At 75.8% G+C, this 19,365-nt stretch carries 16 protein-coding genes and 1 riboswitch; of the genes, 6 read left to right on the top strand and 10 right to left on the bottom strand.

The annotated features are described in order from the left end of the window. Positions 1–37: 37 nt before the first annotated feature. Entirely contained in the window at positions 38–1,501 is a 1,464-nt protein-coding gene (locus tag TK50_RS17840; protein ID WP_158499184.1) for a PrsW family intramembrane metalloprotease, read from the bottom strand. A 66-nt stretch (positions 1,502–1,567) separates the two neighbouring features. Beyond that, a riboswitch (SAM riboswitch) is annotated at positions 1,568–1,687 on the top strand. A gap of 47 nt (positions 1,688–1,734) precedes the next feature. Between TK50_RS17840 and TK50_RS17835 the strand changes: the two genes are divergently transcribed. Then, positions 1,735–3,042: an aminotransferase class V-fold PLP-dependent enzyme gene (locus tag TK50_RS17835; protein ID WP_043966454.1), complete on the top strand. Its 1,308-nt coding sequence runs from the start codon at positions 1,735–1,737 to the stop codon at positions 3,040–3,042. A gap of 46 nt (positions 3,043–3,088) precedes the next feature. On the opposite strand, the gene TK50_RS17830 is transcribed toward TK50_RS17835, so the two are convergent. After that, positions 3,089–4,309: an FUSC family protein gene (locus TK50_RS17830; RefSeq protein WP_144420353.1), complete on the bottom strand. Its 1,221-nt coding sequence runs from the start codon at positions 4,307–4,309 to the stop codon at positions 3,089–3,091. Positions 4,310–4,417: 108 nt separating this feature from the next. On the opposite strand from TK50_RS17830, the gene TK50_RS17825 reads away from it, so the two are divergent. Next, positions 4,418–5,089, top strand: a complete 672-nt coding sequence (locus TK50_RS17825; protein ID WP_241774050.1) for an HD domain-containing protein — start codon at positions 4,418–4,420, stop codon at positions 5,087–5,089. Here TK50_RS17825 and TK50_RS17820 read toward each other — a convergent pair whose 3' ends face one another. Next, positions 5,090–5,356: a DUF4031 domain-containing protein gene (locus tag TK50_RS17820; RefSeq protein WP_043965183.1), complete on the bottom strand. Its 267-nt coding sequence runs from the start codon at positions 5,354–5,356 to the stop codon at positions 5,090–5,092. Positions 5,357–5,391: 35 nt separating this feature from the next. On the opposite strand from TK50_RS17820, the gene TK50_RS17815 reads away from it, so the two are divergent. Then, positions 5,392–6,792: an FAD-binding oxidoreductase gene (locus TK50_RS17815; protein WP_043965182.1), complete on the top strand. Its 1,401-nt coding sequence runs from the start codon at positions 5,392–5,394 to the stop codon at positions 6,790–6,792. Positions 6,793–6,812: 20 nt separating this feature from the next. Here TK50_RS17815 and TK50_RS17810 read toward each other — a convergent pair whose 3' ends face one another. Beyond that, the gene (locus TK50_RS17810; RefSeq protein ID WP_043965181.1) at positions 6,813–7,349 is read right to left on the bottom strand and encodes a hypothetical protein; all 537 of its coding nucleotides are present in this window, start codon (positions 7,347–7,349) and stop codon (positions 6,813–6,815) included. 85 nt (positions 7,350–7,434) lie between these two features. After that, on the bottom strand, positions 7,435–9,303 hold the full coding sequence (locus TK50_RS17805; RefSeq protein WP_043965180.1) for a glycerol-3-phosphate dehydrogenase/oxidase: 1,869 nt from the start codon (positions 9,301–9,303) through the stop codon (positions 7,435–7,437). A 69-nt stretch (positions 9,304–9,372) separates the two neighbouring features. Between TK50_RS17805 and TK50_RS17800 the strand changes: the two genes are divergently transcribed. Then, on the top strand, positions 9,373–11,847 hold the full coding sequence (locus tag TK50_RS17800; RefSeq protein ID WP_144420322.1) for a S8 family serine peptidase: 2,475 nt from the start codon (positions 9,373–9,375) through the stop codon (positions 11,845–11,847). Between the two features lie 86 nt (positions 11,848–11,933). After that, the gene (locus TK50_RS17795; protein ID WP_082106443.1) at positions 11,934–12,197 is read left to right on the top strand and encodes a hypothetical protein; all 264 of its coding nucleotides are present in this window, start codon (positions 11,934–11,936) and stop codon (positions 12,195–12,197) included. Between the two features lie 133 nt (positions 12,198–12,330). Here TK50_RS17795 and groL read toward each other — a convergent pair whose 3' ends face one another. The 3 genes from groL to TK50_RS17780 form a co-directional block, all read right to left on the bottom strand. Beyond that, the gene (groL, locus tag TK50_RS17790) at positions 12,331–13,953 is read right to left on the bottom strand and encodes a chaperonin GroEL (protein ID WP_043965179.1); all 1,623 of its coding nucleotides are present in this window, start codon (positions 13,951–13,953) and stop codon (positions 12,331–12,333) included. Between the two features lie 317 nt (positions 13,954–14,270). Further along, a complete protein-coding gene (locus TK50_RS17785) occupies positions 14,271–15,335 on the bottom strand; it encodes a hypothetical protein (RefSeq protein WP_144420321.1) in 1,065 nt (354 codons plus the stop codon). A 152-nt stretch (positions 15,336–15,487) separates the two neighbouring features. Then, positions 15,488–15,691: a cold-shock protein gene (locus tag TK50_RS17780; protein ID WP_007073263.1), complete on the bottom strand. Its 204-nt coding sequence runs from the start codon at positions 15,689–15,691 to the stop codon at positions 15,488–15,490. 338 nt (positions 15,692–16,029) lie between these two features. Here TK50_RS17780 and TK50_RS17775 point away from each other — a divergent pair, with 338 nt between their 5' ends. Continuing rightward, the gene (locus TK50_RS17775) at positions 16,030–16,509 is read left to right on the top strand and encodes a GNAT family N-acetyltransferase (protein ID WP_043966445.1); all 480 of its coding nucleotides are present in this window, start codon (positions 16,030–16,032) and stop codon (positions 16,507–16,509) included. Between the two features lie 63 nt (positions 16,510–16,572). Here TK50_RS17775 and paaN read toward each other — a convergent pair whose 3' ends face one another. Beyond that, a complete protein-coding gene (gene paaN, locus TK50_RS17770; RefSeq protein WP_199486091.1) occupies positions 16,573–18,246 on the bottom strand; it encodes a phenylacetic acid degradation protein PaaN in 1,674 nt (557 codons plus the stop codon). A gap of 86 nt (positions 18,247–18,332) precedes the next feature. Then, positions 18,333–19,352, bottom strand: coding sequence for a GNAT family N-acetyltransferase (locus TK50_RS17765; RefSeq protein ID WP_043965176.1), 1,020 nt, complete (start codon positions 19,350–19,352; stop codon positions 18,333–18,335). Between the last annotated feature and the right edge of the window lie 13 nt (positions 19,353–19,365).

Genomic DNA, 19,365 nt, shown 5'->3' with positions numbered 1-19,365 from the left:
GCCCGCCGCCGGGCCGGCCAGCCACGCCGGCGGGCCGTCAGCCCGCGCGCGGCGGCCAGGGCGGGGGCTGGTGGGGGCCGTGCCAGCCGGGCGGGCCGTAGCCGGCCGGGTGGGCCGGGACCGGGGGCGGGGGCGGCGGGACGAGCACCACGGGGATCGGCACGACCGGCTCGTCCGGCGCGTCGACGGCGCGCTGCGAGCCGTCGGGGAACCGCAGGTGGTAGCGGTGGCCGTCCCAGCTGCCGACGGGGGTTTGCGGGTCCCGGCCGACGAAGAACGCCCGGTACGCGGTGAGCGCGTCCAGCAGCTCCCGTTCCTCCCGAATCGTTCGTTCCTGGTCGGCGGGCCGGCGGTCCAGCCCCCGGCGCATCCCGTCGCGCAGCAGCGCCAGCCGGGTGGCCGAGAACTGGTATCCCCGCATCGCCTTGAGGCCCGCGTCGCCGGCCACCCGGCGGGCCCAGGTGCGGGCCGCGTGCCGCCGGCCGAGGCTGCCCAGCGACGCCACCTCGGGCGGGGTGAGCCAGCCGGCCCGCACGTAGTCGGGCAGGGTGCGCTCGGTCAGCCGCCCCTCCCAGCCGCGCAGCCAGATGGCCAGCCCGACCATGGCGAAGAAGATCGGCACCATCACGCCGAGGTAGCCGTACAGGGCGATCATGGCCTGGCCGGTGGCCTGGGCCAGCGACGGCAGCAGGTTCCAGGTGCCGTGCAGCATCATCGCCAGCAGCAGGCCCGCGAGCGGAGCGAGGAACCGCACCCGCCGGTCGGCCGTGCGGGCGGCGATGCCGAGCCCCACCCCGGTCATCGAGGTGAACAGCGGGTGCGCGAACCCGAACAGCAGGATCCGGACGATGAAGATCGCGATGACCTGCCGCGCGCCGGTGGCGGGGCCGTACTCGTCGACGCCGGAGGCGTAGCCGTAGCCGCCCAGGTAGAGGATGTTCTCCACCATGGCGAAGCCGACCGCCGACAGCCCGCAGTAGACCAGGCCGTCGGTGATCCCGGACCACTCGCGGCGGCGGAAGATCAGCAGCAGGATGGGCCCGAGCGCCTTCGTCAGCTCCTCGATGAACGGGGCGACCAGCACGCCGGTGAGGGCGTTCGGCAGCCCCCAGTCGGCGAAGCGGGCGGCGAAGAACTCGTTCACGGTCAGCGAGGCGGCCGTCGAGACGAACGCGCCCCACGCGAAGCAGAAGATCAGGTATTTCAGCGGCTCCGGCTCGTACCGGTCGAGCCACAGGAAGCAGGAGACCAGCACCGGCACCGGCAGGATCGCGGCGACCACCCCGATCAGCAGCGCCTGCGCGCCGAGGTTGGAGCCGAGCACGAAGAGCATGTAGACCGCGCACGCCGCGATCAGCAGCACCACCAGGGCCAGCACCAGGAACCGCCGCCAGCCCAGCCGACGCAGCGGCATCCGGGGGGCGGACCCGCCGGGCGGCGCGGGGACGTCGGGCGCGGTCCACGGCGGCACCGGGGCGCCGCCGGGTGGGGTGTCGGCCATTCTGTCAGCGTAGTCACCCCCCGCCGCCCGTTCCGGGCGCATCCGCCGACCGTTATCCTGTCGGCAGGTCACGAGCGCCAGCGTCAAGCCCCGGCTTGCTGGCCGGCAACCCTCGTCGAGTTCGCGGTGGGGTGCCCCGGGTGATGACCGGGCCCAGCCCCGTCCGGCGCTGGGCAAGCGCGGACCCCGTCTCCGGTGGCGTCACCCGGGGTCCCCGGACCCCGGAGGTCGGCATGACCGTCACCCTCGTACCCCCGCCCGCCCCGCTGCCCGCGTGGACCGCGCCGGCGTCGTCGCGGCCGCTCGACGTGCTCGGCGTGCCGGGCCAGACCAACCTGGACCACGCGGCCAGCGCGCCGTGCGCGCGGGCGGCGGCCGACGCCGTGGCCGAGCTGCTCCCCTGGTACGCCAGCGTGCACCGCGGCGCGGGCGCGCTGTCGCGGCGCTGCACCCTCGCCTACGAGCGGGCCCGGCAGACCGTCGGCGACTTCTTCGGCGCCCGGCCCGGCGACCACGTGATCTTCACCCGCAACACGACGGACGCGCTGAACCTGCTGGCCCGCGCCCTGCCCGCCGGGACGACGGTGGTGACGTTCGCCGGGGAGCACCACGCCAACCTGCTGCCCTGGCCGCGCGGCTCGGTGCGGCTGCCCGTGCCGGCGAGCCCCGGCGAGGCGGTCCGGGCCCTGGATGCGGCGCTGACCGAGCTGCGCCGGGACGCGACGCCGGGGGCCGGGGGCGCGGCGGGCGGCGCACGCCCTGCCGGCCCGCCGGTGCTGGTGGCGGTCACCGGGGCCAGCAACGTGACCGGGGAACGCTGGCCGGTGGCCGAGCTGGCCGCCGTCGCCCGCCGGCACGCCGCCCGGATCGCCGTGGACGCCGCCCAGCTCGCCCCGCACGCGCCGGTCGACGTCGCCGCGCTCGGCGTGGACTACCTGGCCGTGTCCGGGCACAAGCTGTACGCGCCGTTCGGCGCGGGCGTGCTGCTCGGGCGGGGCTGCTGGCTGGACGCGGCCCCGCCGTACCTGGCGGGTGGAGGCGCGACCAGCCACGTCGGGGACGCCACCCACCAGGTGCGCTGGGCCGCCGGCCCGGCCCGGCACGAGGCGGGCACCCCCAACCTGCTCGGCGCGGTCGCCCTCGCGGCGGTCTGCGCGGCCCTCGCCGACGCCGACCGGGACGCGCTGCACGCCCGGGAGCAGGCCCTGCTGGCCCGGCTCCGGCAGGGCCTGGCCGCCCTGCCGCACGTGGTGGAGCTGCGTACCTTCGGGCCGGACGCGCCCCGGGTGGGCATCGTCTCGTTCGTCGTCGCCGGCCGGGACTCGGGCGAGGTGGCGGCGGAGCTGGCGGCCCGGCACGACGTCGGGGTCCGCGACGGGCTGTTCTGCGCCCACCCGCTGGCCCGGCGGCTGCTCGCCGAGGCGGCGGCCCGCAGCGGCCGGACGGACCTGCCGCCGACCGCCCTGCGGGCGAGCCTGGGCCTGGGCAGCACGGCGCGGGACGTCGACCGCCTGCTGGCCGCCCTCGCCGAGCTGGGCTGAGCCGACCGACTCCGGGCGGGGCCGAGCGCGGCCCCGCCCCGGCCGCTCAGCCGACGGACGGGGCGGCGGGCGACCTCCGGGGGCCGGGCTCGCCTTCGCCCGCCTCCGGGGCCGGCTTCTCCTGCTCGCCGAACGACTCGCGGACCAGCCGGTTCGCCTCCTGCTGCTCGATGCCGGAGGCCACCAGCAGGTCGCTGGCGGTGGTCCGCACCTGCGCGACCACCACGCTGCCGGAGAACCCGACCCCCTGCTCGTACGCCCGGCCGGCCTCGCTGACGGCCCGTAGGGACCGTTCCCGGGCCTTCTCCGGCTCCGCCCCGACGGCGAACTCGTGGCGGAGCAGGCGGACCGCCTCGGCGAGGTGGCCCACCGCGTCGGGCATGGGGTCGGGCACGGGTTCGCCGTCCTCGATCATGGTGACCGAGCGCCGGATCAGGGTGCCGCTGTTGCGCATCGCCCGGTCGATGGGCTCGGCCGCGTCGGCGTAGTGGGTCAGCTCGCTGCGCCGGTGCCAGCGGGCCGGGGAGAGGGTGCTGGTCTCCTTCGCGCCCTCGATCGCCTCCGTGAAGGTGGCCAGCTCCGCCTTGTTCTCCCGGAGCCGTTCCAGGGCACGTTGGGCGCTGTCGCGGTCGCGGTCGCGCAGCGCGGCGGCGGCCACGTCGAGCTGGTCGGCGAGCAGGTCGAGCGCCGGCCGGGCGGCCCGGTTGATCACCCGCAGCGGGTTCAGCGGCAGCAGGATCGCCGTCACCACCAGCGCGATCCCGCCGCCGACGAACGCGTCCACGAAGCGCGGTATCTCCAGGTTCTCGGTGGACGGGCTGAGCGTGACGATCAGCACGGCCGTGGCGGCGGCCTGGATGACGATCGCCACGCTCGCGCCGAAGAAGATGGTCAGCAGGATCGCCGCCGTCACCACCATCCCGAGCTGCCAACCGCCGGTGCCCAGGAAATAGATCAGCACGTCGCCCAGGAACACCCCGACCGCCACCCCGACGATCAGCTCGACCGTCCGCCGCAGCCGTTGGCCGACCGACGCGGCGAGGGTGCCGACCGCCGAGATCGGCGCGAAGACCGGCTGCGGGTTGTGCAGCAGCTCGTGGGAGACGATCCAGGCCAGCGCCGCGGCCAGCCCCGCCTGGACGGCCAACCCGAGCGCCATCCGCACCCGGTGCAGCCGGTCGTGCAGCGTGGCCTTGCCCCGGTGGCGCAGCTGTTCCATGGCCGCCGCGATCCGTGGCGCGTCGACGTCGCCGTCGCCGTCGCGCATCCCGGCACGCCGCAGCAGCGAGGGTCGGCGGTCCCGGGCCACGGCCATGGCGGGGACTACCCGCGGCGGGGACGGTGAATCCTCGCCCGCTGCGGCAGACTCGACCGGGTGACAGCGCTGGACGACGACCGGGGTGCCGGCCTGGTGGACCGGTGGCGGGCGGCGGTCCGGGGGGCTGGCGCACCCGACGGCCCCGCCGTGGCCCGCGCCGGGCAAAAGCTGCTGGCCCGCTGGCGGGAGCCGCACCGCCGCTACCACACCGTCCGGCACCTGACCGCCGTCCTCGACGTGGTCGACGCGTACGCCGGCTTCGCCGACCGTCCGGACCTGGTCCGCCTCGCCGCCTGGTGCCACGACGCGGTCTACGACCCGCGCGCCGCCGGTGACGCCAACGAGCGGGCCAGCGCCGACCTCGCCGAGGGGCTGCTCGGCGGGCTCGGGGTGCCGGCGGCGGCGGTGGCCGAGGTGCGCCGGCTGGTGCTGCTCACCGCCGGGCACGCGGTCGCCGCCGACGACCGCGACGGGGCGCTGCTCTGCGACGCCGACCTGGCCGTGCTGGCGGGGACGCCCGAGGAGTACGACCGCTACGCAGCCGCCGTCCGGCAGGAGTACGCGCACGTGCCGGACGGCGACTTCCGCCGGGGCCGCGCGAGGATCCTGGACCAGCTCCTGTCCCTGCCCACCCTCTACCGCCACCCCCACCTGCACACCCACTGGACCCCTCAGGCCCACGCCAACCTCACCCGCGAACTGACCGCCCTCGCCCCCTCGCCCGAGTGATCAGGGGACGTGGAGGTGTTTGGGGCGGCGCAGGTTCGCCGCGCGCAGGAGGCGGACCAGGTCGCGGCTCGGGACGACCCGCGCGCCGAGGAGCACCGCCATCCGGTACCGCTCGGCGGGGATGTCGTAGTGGTCCCGGTCGAACGCGCGCCGGGGCACGCCCAGCGTCTCGGCGAAGACGTGCAGCTCGGCGAGGGACACGTCACTGATCAGGTGGGACCAGAGGCGCCCGCGCGCCGGCCAGGCGGGCCGGTCCACATACAGCATGGCCGCCAACCTAGCCGCCCGTTAGCCTCTCCTGCATGGCCGGATCCCCCCTCCTCGCTGACCTGCGCGCCCTCCTCGGCGACGCCGCCGTCCTGACCGACCCCGACCTGCTGCGGATGCACGAGCGGGACGAGGCCGACCTGTGCGCCTCGGGCACGCCGCTGGTGGTGGTCCGCCCCCGCGACACCGCGCAGGTGGCCGGCGTGATCCGGGCGGCTGCCCGGCACGGCGTACCCGTGGTGCCGCAGGGGGCGCGGACCGGGCTGGCCGGCGCGGCGAACGCGGTGGACGGCGCGATGGTGCTGAGCACGGTGGCGATGGACCGGATCCTGGAGATCGACCCGGTGGCCCGGATCGCCGTGGTCCAGCCCGGTGTGGTGAACGCGACACTGGCCGGGGCGGTGCGCCGGGAGGGGCTCTACTACCCGCCGGACCCGGGCTCCTGGGAGTCGTCCACGATCGGCGGCAACGTCGCCACCAACGCGGGCGGCATGTGCTGCGTCAAGTACGGCGTGACCACCGAGTACGTGCTCGGCCTGGAGGTGGTGCTCGCCTCCGGCGAGGTGCTGCGCACCGGGCGGCGCACCGCCAAGGGCGTCGCAGGCTACGACCTGACGCGGCTCTTCGTCGGCTCGGAGGGCACCCTCGGGGTGATCACGGAGGTGACCGTGGCGCTGCGGCCCGCCCCGGAGGAGTCGCTCACCCTGGTCGCCGTCTTCGACTCGACGGCGGACGCCGGCACGGCGGTGGCGCAGATCGCCGCGAAGGGCCTCACCCCGAGCCTGCTGGAGCTGCTCGACCGCACCCACCTGCGGGCCATCGAGGCGTACCAGCCGATGGGGCTGCGCACCGACGCGCAGGCGCTGCTGCTGGCCGCCGTGGACACCGGTTCGCGGGCCGCCGACGACCTGGCGCGGATCGCCGAGGTGTGCGAGGCCGCCGGGGCCGACGAGGTGTACGCGGCCACCGACGCCGTGGAGGCGGCGGCACTGCTCCAGGCCCGCCGGCTGGCCCACCCGGCGATGGAGAAGTTCGCCGCCGACACGTACCCGGGTGGCAACGGCGGGCTGGTCATCGACGACGTGGCGGTGCCGCGCGGGGCGCTCGCCGAGCTGCTGGACGGGGTGGCCCGCATCGCCGAGGAGTGCGCCGTGCCGATCGGGGTGGTGGGGCACGCCGGCGACGGCAACCTGCACCCGAACATCGTGGTCGACCGCGCCGACCCGGCGAGCGTGGAGCGGGGCCGGCGGGCGTTCGACGAGATCATGCGGCTCGGGCTGGAGCTGGGCGGCACCTGCACCGGCGAGCACGGGGTGGGGCTGCTCAAGCGGGACTGGCTGGCCCGGGAGATCGGGCCGGTCGGGGTGCGGGTGCACCAGGCGATCAGGGCGGCGCTCGACCCGACGGGGCTGTTCAACCCCGGCAAGGTGTTCTGACGCGATCCTGGGCCCGACCGTCAGGCGGTGGCCTCCGCCGGGGTGGCCTGGGTGAGCAGCAGCAGGATCTCGTACCCCAGGGGTGGCCGCTCCTCCCCCGGGCAGTCTTCGATCGTGATCGGGCCCGGCGCGGTGACCAGCACGGACGTCAGGGCGTCGATGCAGCTCACCCGGTAGCCCCGGGCCTTGTCGGTCTCGGCGGCCAGCCGCTCGTCGGTGAGCAGCGCGCGCAGCCGCTGCGTCTGCCCGGGGTCGAGCTGCCCGGACGACCGGACGTCGTCGCCGGCGCAGTTGGCGCAGTCCCACCGCCCGTCGGGCTGGACGGACAGCGTCCGCACCGGGCCGTCCTGGCCGTGCTTCTGCACCAGTTCGACCCGCACCGGCCCGCCGGCCGCCGCGCCACCGGCCGGTGATGCCGGCGACCCGTCGGGCGGCGGGGCGGTCGCCGTGCCGGCCCGGCGGACCGGTCCGACCGTCGAGCAGGCGGCGAGCGCCGCGACGAGCAGGGCACCGGCGGCCAACGGGATGATCGAACGCGCGCGGAAAGGGCGGATCACGCGCCGGAACGTACCCGATCATGGTGCCGTCGGGTACCGGCCGAGCGGCCGGACAGGGGTGGACCGCCCTCCGGTAAGGGTTCGGCTACCGGGGGGACGACGGGAGTTCGACCGGATCGCCGTCGGCGCCCCGATCCGCCGCGAAGCCGCGCACGTCCGGCGCGCCGAGCCGGGCCGCGTCCGCCGTCGCGTCGTCCGGCATGAGCTGCGACTCCCGCTCCGCCTCCACCCGGGCCCGGTAGTGCGCGACCTCACGCGCCCGGGTCGCCGCGTCCCAGCCCAGCACCGCGCCCATCAGTTCGGCGGTGTGCTCGGCCGACTCCAGGCCGCGGTGGGCGGTCTCGAAGGAGATCCGGGTACGCCGGGTCAGCACGTCCTCCAGGTGCAGCGCCCCCTCGGCGCGGGCCGCGTACGTCACCTCGGCCGCCAGGTATTCCGGCGCGCCGGCCAGCGGGGAGGCGAGCAGCGGATCCGCGTCGACCAGCGCCAACAGGTCGAGGGTGAGGGTGCCGTAGCGCTCCAGCAGGTGCTCGACCACGCCGACCGGCACCCCGTGTCGGCGGGCCAGGTCGGCCCGGTCCCGCCACATCGCGGCGTACCCGTCGGCGCCGAGCAGCGGCAGGTCGGCCGTGCGGGACGGGCGGACCCCGCCGAGCCGGCGGGCCGCGCGGTCCACCACGTCGGAGGCCATCACCCGGTACGTCGTGTACTTGCCCCCGGCGACGAGCAGCAGCCCGAGCATGGGCTCGACCACCGCGTGTTCCCGGGACAGCTTGGAGGTGGAGTCCGCCTCGCCGGCCAGCAGCGGCCGTAGCCCGGCGTAGACGCCCTCGATGTCGTCGGTGGTCAGCGGCCGGTCCAGCACCGTGTTGACCTGCTCCAGCAGGTAGGCGATGTCGCGGGCGGAGGCGGCCGGGTGGGACCGGTCGAGCCGCCAGTCGGTGTCGGTGGTGCCGATGATCCAGTGCCCGCCCCAGGGGATGACGAACAACACGCTGGTGGCGGTGCGCAGGATCAGGCCCGTCTCGCCGGTGATCGCCGAGCGGGGCACCACGAGGTGCACCCCCTTCGACGCCCGGACCCGGACCCCACGGCGCAGCCCGACGTCGTTGAGCATCCGCGACATGTCGTCGGTCCACACGCCGGTCGCGGCGACGACGGTGCGGGCGCGTACTTCGAACTCGGCGTCCGGTGAGCCGGTCGGCGCCTCCAGGTCGCGGACCCGGACCCCGGTCACCTCGCGCGCCTGCCGGACGAGGCCGACGGCGCGGGTGCTGCTGACCACCGTCGCCCCCAGGCTGGCGGCGGTGCGGGCCAGGGTGACCACCAGCCGGGCGTCGTCGACCTGCCCGTCGTAGTAGCGGATCGCCCCGGCGAGGCCGTCGGCCCGCAGGCTCGGGAAGACCCGCCGCGCGCCCTCCCTGGTGAGGTGGCGGTGCAGCGGCATCCCCCGCCCGCCCCCGAACAGCCCGGCGAACGCGTCGTACGCGGCCACGCCGAGGCCGTAGTAGGAGCGGCGGAAGGTGCGGCCGGGCAGGTCGCGCACGCCCTTGCCGGCGGGCAGCGGGACCAGGATCGGCACCGGCCGGACCAGGTGCGGGGCGAGCCGGGTGGCGAGCAGCCCCCGCTCGGTGAGCGCCTCGTGGACCAGGTGGAACTCCAACTGCTCCAGGTAGCGCAGGCCGCCGTGGATCAGCTTGCTGGACCGGCTGGAGGTGCCGGCGGCGAAGTCGCGCGCCTCCACGAGGGCCACCTTCAGGCCCCGGGAGGCGGCGTCCAGCGCCGCGCCGGCACCGGTGACGCCGCCGCCGATCACCAGGACGTCGAACCGCTCGGCGCGCAGTCGCCGCAGGTCGGCGGCGCGGCGCGCCGGGGAGAGCTGGCCGGCGACGCTTCGGGAGACGTTGGGGTCACGCACCCGTCCACCGTAACCGCCGTGGCCACCACGCGGCATGTCGTGATCCGGCCGTACTGTCGGGGCATGGAGGTCGGTCCGTACGCAGGTCGTCCCTTTCCGCCGCCCATGGCCGTCCCGCCGGCCCGCCCCGGCCCGTGGCCCGTGGTGGCGGCGGTGCTGGTCGGGTGCTGGACGGTCGCGGTCGCCGTGCCGGGTGAGCTGGTCGGCTGGCTGGCCGACCAGGTCCGGCTCGCCACCGGCCTGGACCGGGTGGTCTGGCTGTGGCCGGTGGTCGCCGCCGTGACGGTGCTGCTGGCCGCGGTGCCGGCGCTGCTGCTGGCCCTGCTGCCCCGCTCCGGGGCGGTCCGGGCCACCGGCCGGGCCTGGCTCGCCGGGCTGCTCGCCCTCGGCGCGCTCACCGGCCTGCGCGCCCTGCCGCCGGTGCACCACGAGGCGTACCTGGCCGCGCTGGCGGCGACGGCCGTCCTGCTCGCCGTGGTGCTGCCCCGGCTGGTCCGGGGCCCCGCGCCGGCCCCCGCGCCCGCCCCTGCGCCGACGCCGCCGGCAGCCAACCCCGACCGGCCGCACGACCCCGACGCGCCTGCCGGGCCCGCCGCCCCGGCCGGTTCGCCCCGGACCGTACCGGCGGCGCAGGCGGCCGTGACCTGGCTGGCGGTGGCCGCCGGGCTGGCGACGCTGCTGCCCTGGGCGTGGTTCGGCGCGCTCGGCGGGCTGCTGGAGACCGGGCTCGCGGCGGCGGCCGCGGCGGCCGTCGGCGTCCTCGCCGGGGCGCTGCTCGACGCCCGGTTCTGGGCGCACCTCGCGGGCGGGCCGCCGCACCGGCCGGCGCGGCTGGTGCTGGTCGGCGGCCTGGTGGCCGGGGTGGCGCTGCTGCTGCTCGCCGCCGGCACCGGGCAGTCCGGCGCGCAGCTGCCCGCCCTGCTGACCCTGCCGCCGCTCGGCTTCGCGCTGGCCGCCCTCCAGGCGCCCGCGCTGCGGGCCGGCGGGTCCGCCGGCACCGCGCCCGTGCGCTGGCTGGTCGGGCTCGCCGCGTTCGGGCCGCTGGCCTTCGCCGACCCGGAGGAGATCACCCTGCTCCTGGCGGCCACCCGGGACGTGCCGTTCTGGGTGGCGGTCGCGGCCGCCGCCGGGCTCGCGGTGGCCGCGCTCCTGGCGATCGCGTACGGCGTGCTGCTGGCCCGCCCGCGTGGCCGCGCGCCGAGCCGGCCGGTGGCGGCGGCGACCGCCGGGGTGCTGCTCGCCGGGGCGGCGCTGGTCTACCTCGGCCCCGGCCAGCCCGGCCTGCACGGCGAGCGGCTGCTGGTGGTGCTGCGCGAGCAGGCCGACCTGGGCGGCGTGCCGGCCGGCGGGGCGGGTCAGGCGGGCCGGGACGCCCGTGCCCGGGAGGTCTACCGGCGGCTGGTGGCCACGGCCGAGCGCACCCAGGCGGGGCTGCGCCGCGACCTGACCCGGCTGGGGCTCGACCCGACGCCGTACTACCTGGTCAACGCGATCGAGGTGGACGGCGGGCCGGCGGTGCGGGCCTGGTTGTCGCGCCGCCCGGAGGTGGACCGGGTGCTGCTGAGCCAGCGGCTGCGCCCGCTGCCGGCCGGGGCACCGACCAGCCGGGGCGATCAGCCGGCACCCTCCGGGCCGGCCTGGAACGTCTCCCTGCTCCGCGCCGACCGGGTCTGGTCGCAGCTCGGCGTGACCGGGGCCGGCATCGTGGTCGGCAGCTCCGACTCCGGGGTGGACGGGCGGCACCCGGCGCTGGCCGGCGGCTTCCGGGGCGGCGACGACTCCTGGTACGACCCGTGGGACCACACCCGCGCGCCGACCGACCAGGGCGGCCACGGCACCCACACGACGGGCAGCGCCGTCGGGCGGGACGGGATCGGGGTGGCCCCCGGGGCGAGCTGGGTCGGCTGCGTCAACCTGGACCGCAACCTCGGCAGCCCGGCGCGCTACCTCGACTGCCTCCAGTTCATGCTGGCCCCGTTCCCGGCGGGCGGCGACCCGTTCACCGACGGGCGTCCGGAGCGGGCCCCGCAGGTGCTGACGAACTCGTGGGGCTGCCCGCCGATCGAGGGCTGCGACCCGGCGGCGCTGCGGCCGGCGGCCGACGCGCTGGACGCGGCCGGCATCTTCGTGGTCGCGGCGGCCGGCAACACCGGGCCGTACTGCCGGTCGATCGAGGACCCGCCGGCGACGTACCCGGACGTGTTCACCGTCGGGGCGACCGACCGGGACCGCCAGGTCGCCGACTTCTCCAGCCGGGGGCCGGTGCCCGGCGCGGCGAAGCCGGACGTGGTCGCCCCGGGCGTGGGGGTGCTCTCCGCGATGCCGGGCGGCGGGTACGCCACGCTGGACGGCACGTCGATGGCGGCCCCGCAGGTCGCGGGCGTGGTGGCGCTGATGTGGTCGGCGAACCCGGCGCTGATCGGGGACCTGGAGCGCACCCGCCGGATCCTGCGTGACACCGCCGTCCCGGCCGGGGCGACGTACGCCTCCCGCAAGCCGGCGGACGCCTGCGGCGGCGACGCGAACATCGCCGGGGCCGGCCTGGTCGACGCGTACGCCGCTGTCAGCGCGGCGCGCTGAGGGGCGAAACGGGCACGGGGGCGGATAGCGCCGTTCGGCCGTCCCGGCCATCGACGGCCACCTACCGTCGAGGTGAGGAGGCAGCGATGACCACGGACGACGCACAGGCCGACGACCTGCGCCCCGCCGCCTGGGTGCCGGTCGAGGAGATCGCGGGGCAACTGCCGTTCGACCGGCTGGACTACGGCGACGCCGAGCAGTTGGCGGAGATGGCCGGGGGCGACGCGCTCGCGGCCGAGGAGCCGGTGGTCCTGGTCGACGAGCCGCTCCGCGTCGACGAGCCGATCCGCATTCGCCGGCCGTCCGGCCGGGCCGGGAGGCGACGCGACCAGCCGCCCCTGCCGACGTGAGAGCCGTCGGCGGGCGTGTCGCCGAGGTGGGGGTCACCGGCGGTGGTGGGCCGGCGCGACGCGGAAGGGGCGGGCCGCTGACGCGACCCGCCCCTTCGACGTGCGGTGTAGCTGAACTCGGGTGGGGCTGGACTCAGAAGTCCATGTCCCCGCCGCCCGGGCCAGCCGCGGCGGCCGGGGTCTTCTCCGGCTTGTCCGCGACGACGGCCTCGGTGGTGAGGAAGAGCGCCGCGATCGACGAGGCGTTCTGCAGCGCCGACCGGGTCACCTTGGCCGGGTCGATGATGCCGGCGGCCAGCAGGTCCACGTACTCGCCGCTGGCGGCGTTGAGGCCGTGGCCGGCGTCCAGGTTGCGGACGCGCTCGACGACGACGCCACCCTCGAGGCCGGCGTTGACGGCGATCTGCCGCAGCGGGGCGTCCAGCGCGATCTTGACGATCTGCGCGCCGGTGGCCTCGTCGCCGGTCAGGTCCAGCTTGTCGAAGGCGGTCTTGCCGGCCTGCACCAGCGCGACGCCACCACCCGGGACGATGCCCTCCTCGACGGCGGCCTTCGCGTTGCGGACAGCGTCCTCGATGCGGTGCTTGCGCTCCTTCAGCTCGACCTCGGTGGCCGCGCCGACCTTGATCACCGCAACACCGCCGGCCAGCTTGGCCAGGCGCTCCTGCAGCTTCTCGCGGTCGTAGTCGGAGTCGCTCTTGTCGATCTCGGCCCGGATCTGGTTGACCCGGCCCTGGATCTGCTCGGCGTCGCCGGCACCGTCGACGATGGTGGTCTCGTCCTTGGTCACCACGACCTTGCGGGCGCGGCCCAGCATGTCGAGGCCGGCGGCCTCCAGCTTGAGGCCGAGCTCCTCGCTGATGACCTGACCACCGGTGAGGATGGCGATGTCGGTCAGCATGGCCTTGCGGCGGTCGCCGAAGCCGGGGGCCTTGACGGCCGCGGACTTGAAGACGCCCTTGACCTTGTTGACCACCAGGGTCGGCAGGGCCTCGCCCTCCACGTCCTCGGCGATGATCAGCAGCGGCTTGCCCGACTGCATGACCTTCTCCAGGATCGGGAGCAGGTCCTTCACCGACGAGATCTTGCTGTTGGCGATCAGGATGTAGGGCTCGTCGAAGACGGCCTCCATGCGCTCCGGGTCGGTCATGAAGTACGCGGAGATGTAGCCCTTGTCGAAGCGCATGCCCTCGGTGAGCTCGAGCTCCAGGCCGAAGGTGTTGCTCTCCTCGACGGTGATGACGCCTTCCTTGCCGACCTTGTCCATCGCCTCGGCGATGATCTCGCCGACGGTGCTGTCACCGGCGGAGATGGAGGCGGTGGAGGCGATCTGCTCCTTGGTCTCGACGTCCTTGGCGAGCTTGGACAGCTCCTCCGAGACGCTGGCCACGGCGGCCTCGATGCCCCGCTTCAGGGCCATCGGGTTGGCGCCGGCGGCCACGTTGCGCAGGCCCTCGCGGACCAGGGCCTGGGCCAGGACGGTCGCCGTCGTCGTGCCGTCACCGGCCACGTCGTCGGTCTTCTTGGCGACCTCCTTGACCAGCTCGGCGCCGATCTTCTCGTACGGGTCCTCGAGCTCGATCTCCTTGGCGATGCTCACACCATCGTTGGTGATGGTGGGGGCACCCCACTTCTTCTCGAGCACCACGTTGCGGCCCTTCGGGCCGAGGGTCACCTTCACGGCGTCGGCGAGCTGGTTCATGCCCCGCTCGAGGCCGCGGCGAGCCTCTTCGTCGAACGCGATCATCTTGGCCATACGGCGTTGTCCTCCTGGACACTCACGGGCCACCCGAGTGTGTGTCCCGGATGGGCCGCCTGGTGTACGCACCTTGGGACGTCGCCACCTGGCGACGACGACGTCTCCTCGGCCGGGCCGGATAGCCCGCGACGACCGGCCATGTGCCACCCGACGGATGTCCGCCGTGCGGCCGTGGCCCCACCGTCCCGACCATTGGCACTCACCCAAGGCGAGTGCCAATGACTTGTTTAGCACTCTGCCCTGCCGAGTGCAAGCACGATGCGGCGGACGGGCCGGGTCGACCCCGCCTGACCAGCGCGACCCGGCCCAGCGGTTCAGCCGATTTCACCCGCCAGCCGGGCGGCGGTAACCGGACCCTCGTACGCCCGCTGCTCGGCGTACGTGACGACCAGGCCGACCAGGTAGACCAGGGCCACCGGCACCGCGACCAGGGCGGCGCCCACGGCGTACGCGACGTTCCAGCCGTCCAGCGAGGCGGCGTCGGCCGGGTCGGCGAAGAGGACGGTCGCGACCTGGATCGGGGCCACGACCATGGACGCGAGGGAGGCGGCGAACCCGACCAGCGCCATCCGCCCGAGCACGGGCCCGAGGCGGGCGTGGAACATCTGCCGGGCCCGGCCGAGCGGGGCGCCGCCCTCGAACAGCAGCACGGGGCCGAACAGGCTCAGCGCGGCCATCACGTACAGGCCGGGCAGGTAGCACAGCACGAATCCGACCAGCATCAGCAGGACGTAGACCACCGTCCAGCCCCACAGCGCCGGGGCCCGGCGCAGGCCGTACGCCAGGGCGTCGCCCACCGACGCCGGCTCGCCCGCGGCCTGCCGCGCCACCACGCGGGTGCCGGCGGCCCAGCCGACCGCCTCGACGAACCCGAGCAGGCAGCCGAGGCCGATCATCGCGGCGAGGAAGACGCCGAGGTCACCGAGGTAGCCGTCGGGCAGTGGGGGCGGCGGCTCGCCGGGCGCGGTGGGCTCCAGCGGCGGCAGCGGGTACAGCGGCACGGTCGCCAACAGCAGCAGGAACGTCGGCAGGGCATGGGTGAGGGCCAGGACCGGCACGAGCAGCCGCCAGCTGCGGCGCAGCGCGCCGGAGCACCGGGAGAACCACCCGCTCAGCCCTTCCCCGGGCAGGGTGACCAGCGGGTCCGCCGGGTCGTAGCCGGGCGGCGGCCACGGCACCGCGTAGCCCGGCGGAAACGGGTGGCCCGGCGGGTACGGCACGGCGTGCGCCGGCGGTAGCACCGGGCCGGGGTGGGGCTGCTGGCCGGGATAGGGCTGCTGGCCCGGGAACCCGGTGGGGTGCCGGACGGGCGGGGGACCGACCGCAGCCGGCCCCTCGGGCCCCGGGAGGGATCGATCGGGTGGGGGTGGCTGGGACACGGGCCCTCCTCAGCGGCGACGCCGGAACGGCTCACGATCTTCCCTGGCCCGGCCCGCCTCCGCCGCCCCGGGGCGACGCGCTCCGCCCGGGGGCGGCGCGCTCCGCCCGCCACCGGCGGCCCGCCCGCCCGCGGGCCCCAGCGGTCGGGCGGTCAGGCGACGACGCGTACGCGCTCGGCCTGCGGCCCCTTCTGCCCCTGGGCGATCTCGAACTCCACGCGCTGCCCGTCGTCCAGCGCCTTGTAGCCGTCCATCTCGATGGCGGAGAAGTGGACGAAGACGTCCTGCCCGCCGTCGACGGCGATGAAGCCGTAGCCCTTCTCGGCGTTGAACCACTTCACGGTGCCCTGTGCCACGGTGCACTTCCTAACGTCGCGCGGCCTTCCACGAGCGGGTACGCCGACGGAACCGGCGGCCCCGGGAACACCGGTTTCACCCGTCTGCGCCGACCGGGAAACCAGTGACCGAAATCGCACGCTACACGAGGAGTGACGATGGCGCACGGCCACAAATGGGGCTATAACGGACCGACCTCAACCCGGCACTGCATAGGCGGCCATCACTGCGATAGGTATGCGGGATGACAGCAGTTTCCCGCCCGCCGACCGACCCGGGCAGCGCCCCGACGGGGACGGCCGACACCGCCGCACGGGCAGCCGACGTACGCCGGGTGACCCTGCCGGACGCGGCCCGGATGCGGGCGCTGCGGCTGGAGATGCTCGCCGACGCGCCGCTGGCCTTCCTGGAGACCCTGGCGGAGGCCGCCGCCCGCCCGCACGCCGAGTACGCGGCCCGCGTCGCGTCGGTCGCCAGCGGCCGGCACACCGCCCAGTTCGTCGCCGACCCCGGCGCGGACCGGCCCGGCGGCCCGGCCGGGCGACTCCTCGGGCACGCCGGCGGGACGGTCTCGGCGGACGAGCCCGGCCTCACCGTCGTCTACGCCGTCTACGTCACGCCGGCCCGGCGCGGCACCGGGCTGCTCGCCGCGCTGATCGAGGGGGTCGCCGCCTGGTCCCGGGAGTGCGGTCGGCCGGAGCTGATGCTGGAGGTCGTCGTCGGCAACGACCGCGCCCACCGGGCGTACCGGAGGCTGGGCTTCGTCGACACGGGCGTGCGGGTCCCGCACCCGAGGCTCCCCGCCCTGCGCGAGCTGCAGATGCGCCGCCCGGCCTGAGGCGGAGGTGCTGCAGGGGCCCCTGTGCAACAGAAGGCGTTGACAAGGGGCCCCTCTTGCACCTCAGGCGGGGCGGCGGCTCTGGACGATGCGGAACCGGTTCGCCACGTACGCGCCGTCGGTCAGCGCCGCGTTCGCCGCCGCGTTGGCGCCGCTGCCGTGGAAGTCGGAGAACGCCGCCGACTGGTTGACGAAGACGCCGCCGGTCAGGTTGCACGACAGGTGCACCCCGACGTCGATCGCCGCCGCCTCGGCCGCGTCCAGCACCGCCGGGTCGGTCGAGTAGACGGCGGCGGTCAGCGCCCCGGACTCGCCCACGGTGGCGCGCAGGAGCTCCAGGCTGTGCGCGGTGGAGTCGGTGGCGATCACGAACGAGATCGGCCCGAACCACTCCCGGCCGTACGTCGCGGTGTCGGCGGCGGCCAGCTTGACGATGGTCGGCGTCCGCACCACCGCGCCGGGGAAGGCGGGGTGCTCGACGGTACGCGACTCCAGCACCGCCGCCCCGACCTTGGTGACCTCGTCGAGGCGCTCCAGCACCCCGTCGTTGACGATCGCGCCGGTCAGCTCGACGCCCCGGGCCGGGTCGGCGGTGAGCTTGCCCACGGCGGCGGCGATCCCGGCGGCCACCTCGTCGAAGCTCTTGTGCCCCTGGTCGGTGTCGATGCCCCCGGCGGGGATGAGGATGTTCTGCGAGGTGGTGCACATCTGGCCACTGTAGAGGGTCAGCGTGAAGCCGAGGTTGCGGCACAGCCCCGCGAAGTCGTCGGTGGAGTCGATCACCACCGTGTTCAGGCCGGCCTTCTCCGTGTAGACCGTCGCCTGCCGGGCGTTGGCCTCCAGCCAGTCGCCGTACTCGGTGGAGCCGGTGAAGTCGACGATCTTCACGGCCGGGTGCAGGGCGAGGGTGGTGGCGAGCTTCTCGCCGGGGGCCTCGGGGGCGAGCAGCACCAGGTTGGGGTCGAAGCCGGCCTCGGCGAGCACCTCGCGGGCGTACTTCACGGTGATCGCGAGCGGCAGCACCGCGCGGGGGTGCGGCTTGACGACCACCGGGTTGCCGGTGACCAGCGAGGCGAACAGCCCGGGGTAGGAGTTCCAGGTCGGGAAGGTGTTGCAGCCGATCACCAGGGCCACCCCGCGCGGCACCACGTGGAACGTCTTGGTCATCCGCAGCGGGTCGCCCTTGCCGGCGGCCTTCTCCCAGCCGGCCGTCCCCGGGTGGCGGGTCATCTCCGCGTACGCGTAGGCGACCGCTTCGAGGGCGCGGTCCAGCGCGTGCGCGCCGCCGGCCTGGAAGGCCATCACGAACGCCTGGCCGCTGGTGAACTGCACCGCGTTGGCCAGCTCGAAGACGTGCTTGTGCAGCCGGTCGAGGATCTCCAGGCAGATGCCCGCGCGGGCCTGCGGGCCGGCGTCGCGCCAGGCGGGCAGGGCCGCGGAGGCGGCGGCCACCAGCTCGTCGGCGCCCGGGTGCGGGTAGCGCACGTTCAGCTCCAGCCCGAAGGGGCTGGCCTCGGTGGCGACCCGGTCGCCGGTGCCGGGCTGGTCGAGCGGGAAGTCGCCGTTCAGGTACGCCTCGAACGCGGCCTTGCCGTCGGCGGCGGCGGTCTCGCCGTAGACCCGGGGGCTGGGTGACTCGGGATAGGCGGACCAGTACCCGCGCTCCGTGATCGCGGTCAGCGCCCGGTGCAGGGTGTCGGCGTGCTTGTCGTACTCGGGATGCGGGGTCTCCGTCATGCCCGCCATCATGCCGCAGCCGGCCTGCGGGCAGTAGGGTCGGCGGACGCCGCCGGCCGCCCGCCGACCCCGCCGCCGGCCGGCGGTCAGAGGGTGAGCTGCCAGTCGGTCCAGGCGTCGACCGGGCGGAACCCGAGCGCCTCGTTGATGGCGATCATGTACGTGTTGGCCTGCGCGTTGAAGGTGTCCACCGCGCGCAGCCCCGGCTCGTGGGCGAGCGCGTACCGCAGGTTCTCGACCTTGACGAGCAGCCCGAGCCGGTGGCCCCGGTGCGCCGGGTCGACGATGGTGGTCTGCTGCCACGCGTGCCACGGCACGTTGGGGCCGACGTCGATCGTCGTCCAGGCGACCAGCCGCCCGGACGCGGCGTGCACCGCCCCGTGGTGGTAGCGGCGGCGGCCCCGCGCGTCCAACGCCCGCTCGACGCCCCGGATCCGCTCGACGTCGACGCGCTCCGGCTCCCACTCCATCTCGCCCAGGGGCGCGTCGGCCATCAGCCGGCCGTCGAGGTGGGCGACGTCGGCGACGTACTCCTGCGGGGCCGCGCCCTGCCAGCGGACCGTGCGGTAGCCGGCGGCGCGGGACCGGGCGTCGGCCAGCGCCGCGTCGAGCGCGGCCTGGTCGAGCCGGGTGGTGTCGAGGCGGCGGCGGACCTCGGCGAGCACCGCCCGCGCCCCCGTGGTGGCGGCGAACGCCCCGCCGGCCCCGCCGCGCGCCGGCCCGCCGGGCAGGGCCGCGACGGTCGCGCCGATCACCCGCTTGCGCCCCCGCTCGCGCAGCAGCTCCACGCCGTGCGCGTGCAGGGCCCGGCCGACCCCGCGCCGCCGGTGCGCCGGGTGCACGAACAGGTCGACGGTGGCGTTGTCGGTGTTGTCGAGCTGCGGCAGGTCCAGGGCGAGGTAGCCGGCCGGCGCGCCGTCGAGCCGGGCCAGCGCCCAGACCGGCACGTTGCCCGGCATCGGGTGCCGGACCGCCGCCTCGAAGCGCTGCCGGCACAGCGGCGGGAAGTCGGGGACGTCCGCCTGGTCGGCGGCGGCCCGGATCCCGTACGCGGCGTCGACCGCGCCCTGGTCCGCCGGGTCGATCGGGGTGATGGTGATGCCCATGGGCCGAGGGTGG

This window comes from Micromonospora haikouensis, assembly GCF_000876225.1.
GTDB classification, from domain to species: Bacteria; Actinomycetota; Actinomycetes; order Mycobacteriales; family Micromonosporaceae; genus Micromonospora; species Micromonospora haikouensis.
Note: the sequence above shows the minus strand (reverse complement) of the source record. Positions and strands in the feature narration are given on the sequence as shown.

Excerpts from the sequence above, each read along its gene's own strand:
- TK50_RS17805 (WP_043965180.1), bottom strand. The coding sequence starts at position 9,303 with ATGCCGCGTGGTGGCCACGGCGGTTACGGTGGACGGGTGCGTGACCCC.
- TK50_RS17835 (WP_043966454.1), top strand. The coding sequence starts at position 1,735 with ATGACCGTCACCCTCGTACCCCCGCCCGCCCCGCTGCCCGCGTGGACC.
- TK50_RS17775 (WP_043966445.1), top strand. The coding sequence starts at position 16,030 with ATGCGGGCGCTGCGGCTGGAGATGCTCGCCGACGCGCCGCTGGCCTTC.
- TK50_RS17795 (WP_082106443.1), top strand. The coding sequence starts at position 11,934 with ATGACCACGGACGACGCACAGGCCGACGACCTGCGCCCCGCCGCCTGG.
- TK50_RS17765 (WP_043965176.1), bottom strand. The coding sequence starts at position 19,352 with ATGGGCATCACCATCACCCCGATCGACCCGGCGGACCAGGGCGCGGTC.
- TK50_RS17800 (WP_144420322.1), top strand. The coding sequence starts at position 9,373 with ATGGCCGTCCCGCCGGCCCGCCCCGGCCCGTGGCCCGTGGTGGCGGCG.
- paaN (WP_199486091.1), bottom strand. The coding sequence starts at position 18,246 with ATGACGGAGACCCCGCATCCCGAGTACGACAAGCACGCCGACACCCTG.
- TK50_RS17840 (WP_158499184.1), bottom strand. The coding sequence starts at position 1,501 with ATGGCCGACACCCCACCCGGCGGCGCCCCGGTGCCGCCGTGGACCGCG.
- TK50_RS17815 (WP_043965182.1), top strand. The coding sequence starts at position 5,392 with ATGGCCGGATCCCCCCTCCTCGCTGACCTGCGCGCCCTCCTCGGCGAC.
- TK50_RS17820 (WP_043965183.1), bottom strand. The coding sequence starts at position 5,356 with ATGCTGTATGTGGACCGGCCCGCCTGGCCGGCGCGCGGGCGCCTCTGG.
- TK50_RS17830 (WP_144420353.1), bottom strand. The coding sequence starts at position 4,309 with ATGCGCGACGGCGACGGCGACGTCGACGCGCCACGGATCGCGGCGGCC.
- groL (WP_043965179.1), bottom strand. The coding sequence starts at position 13,953 with ATGGCCAAGATGATCGCGTTCGACGAAGAGGCTCGCCGCGGCCTCGAG.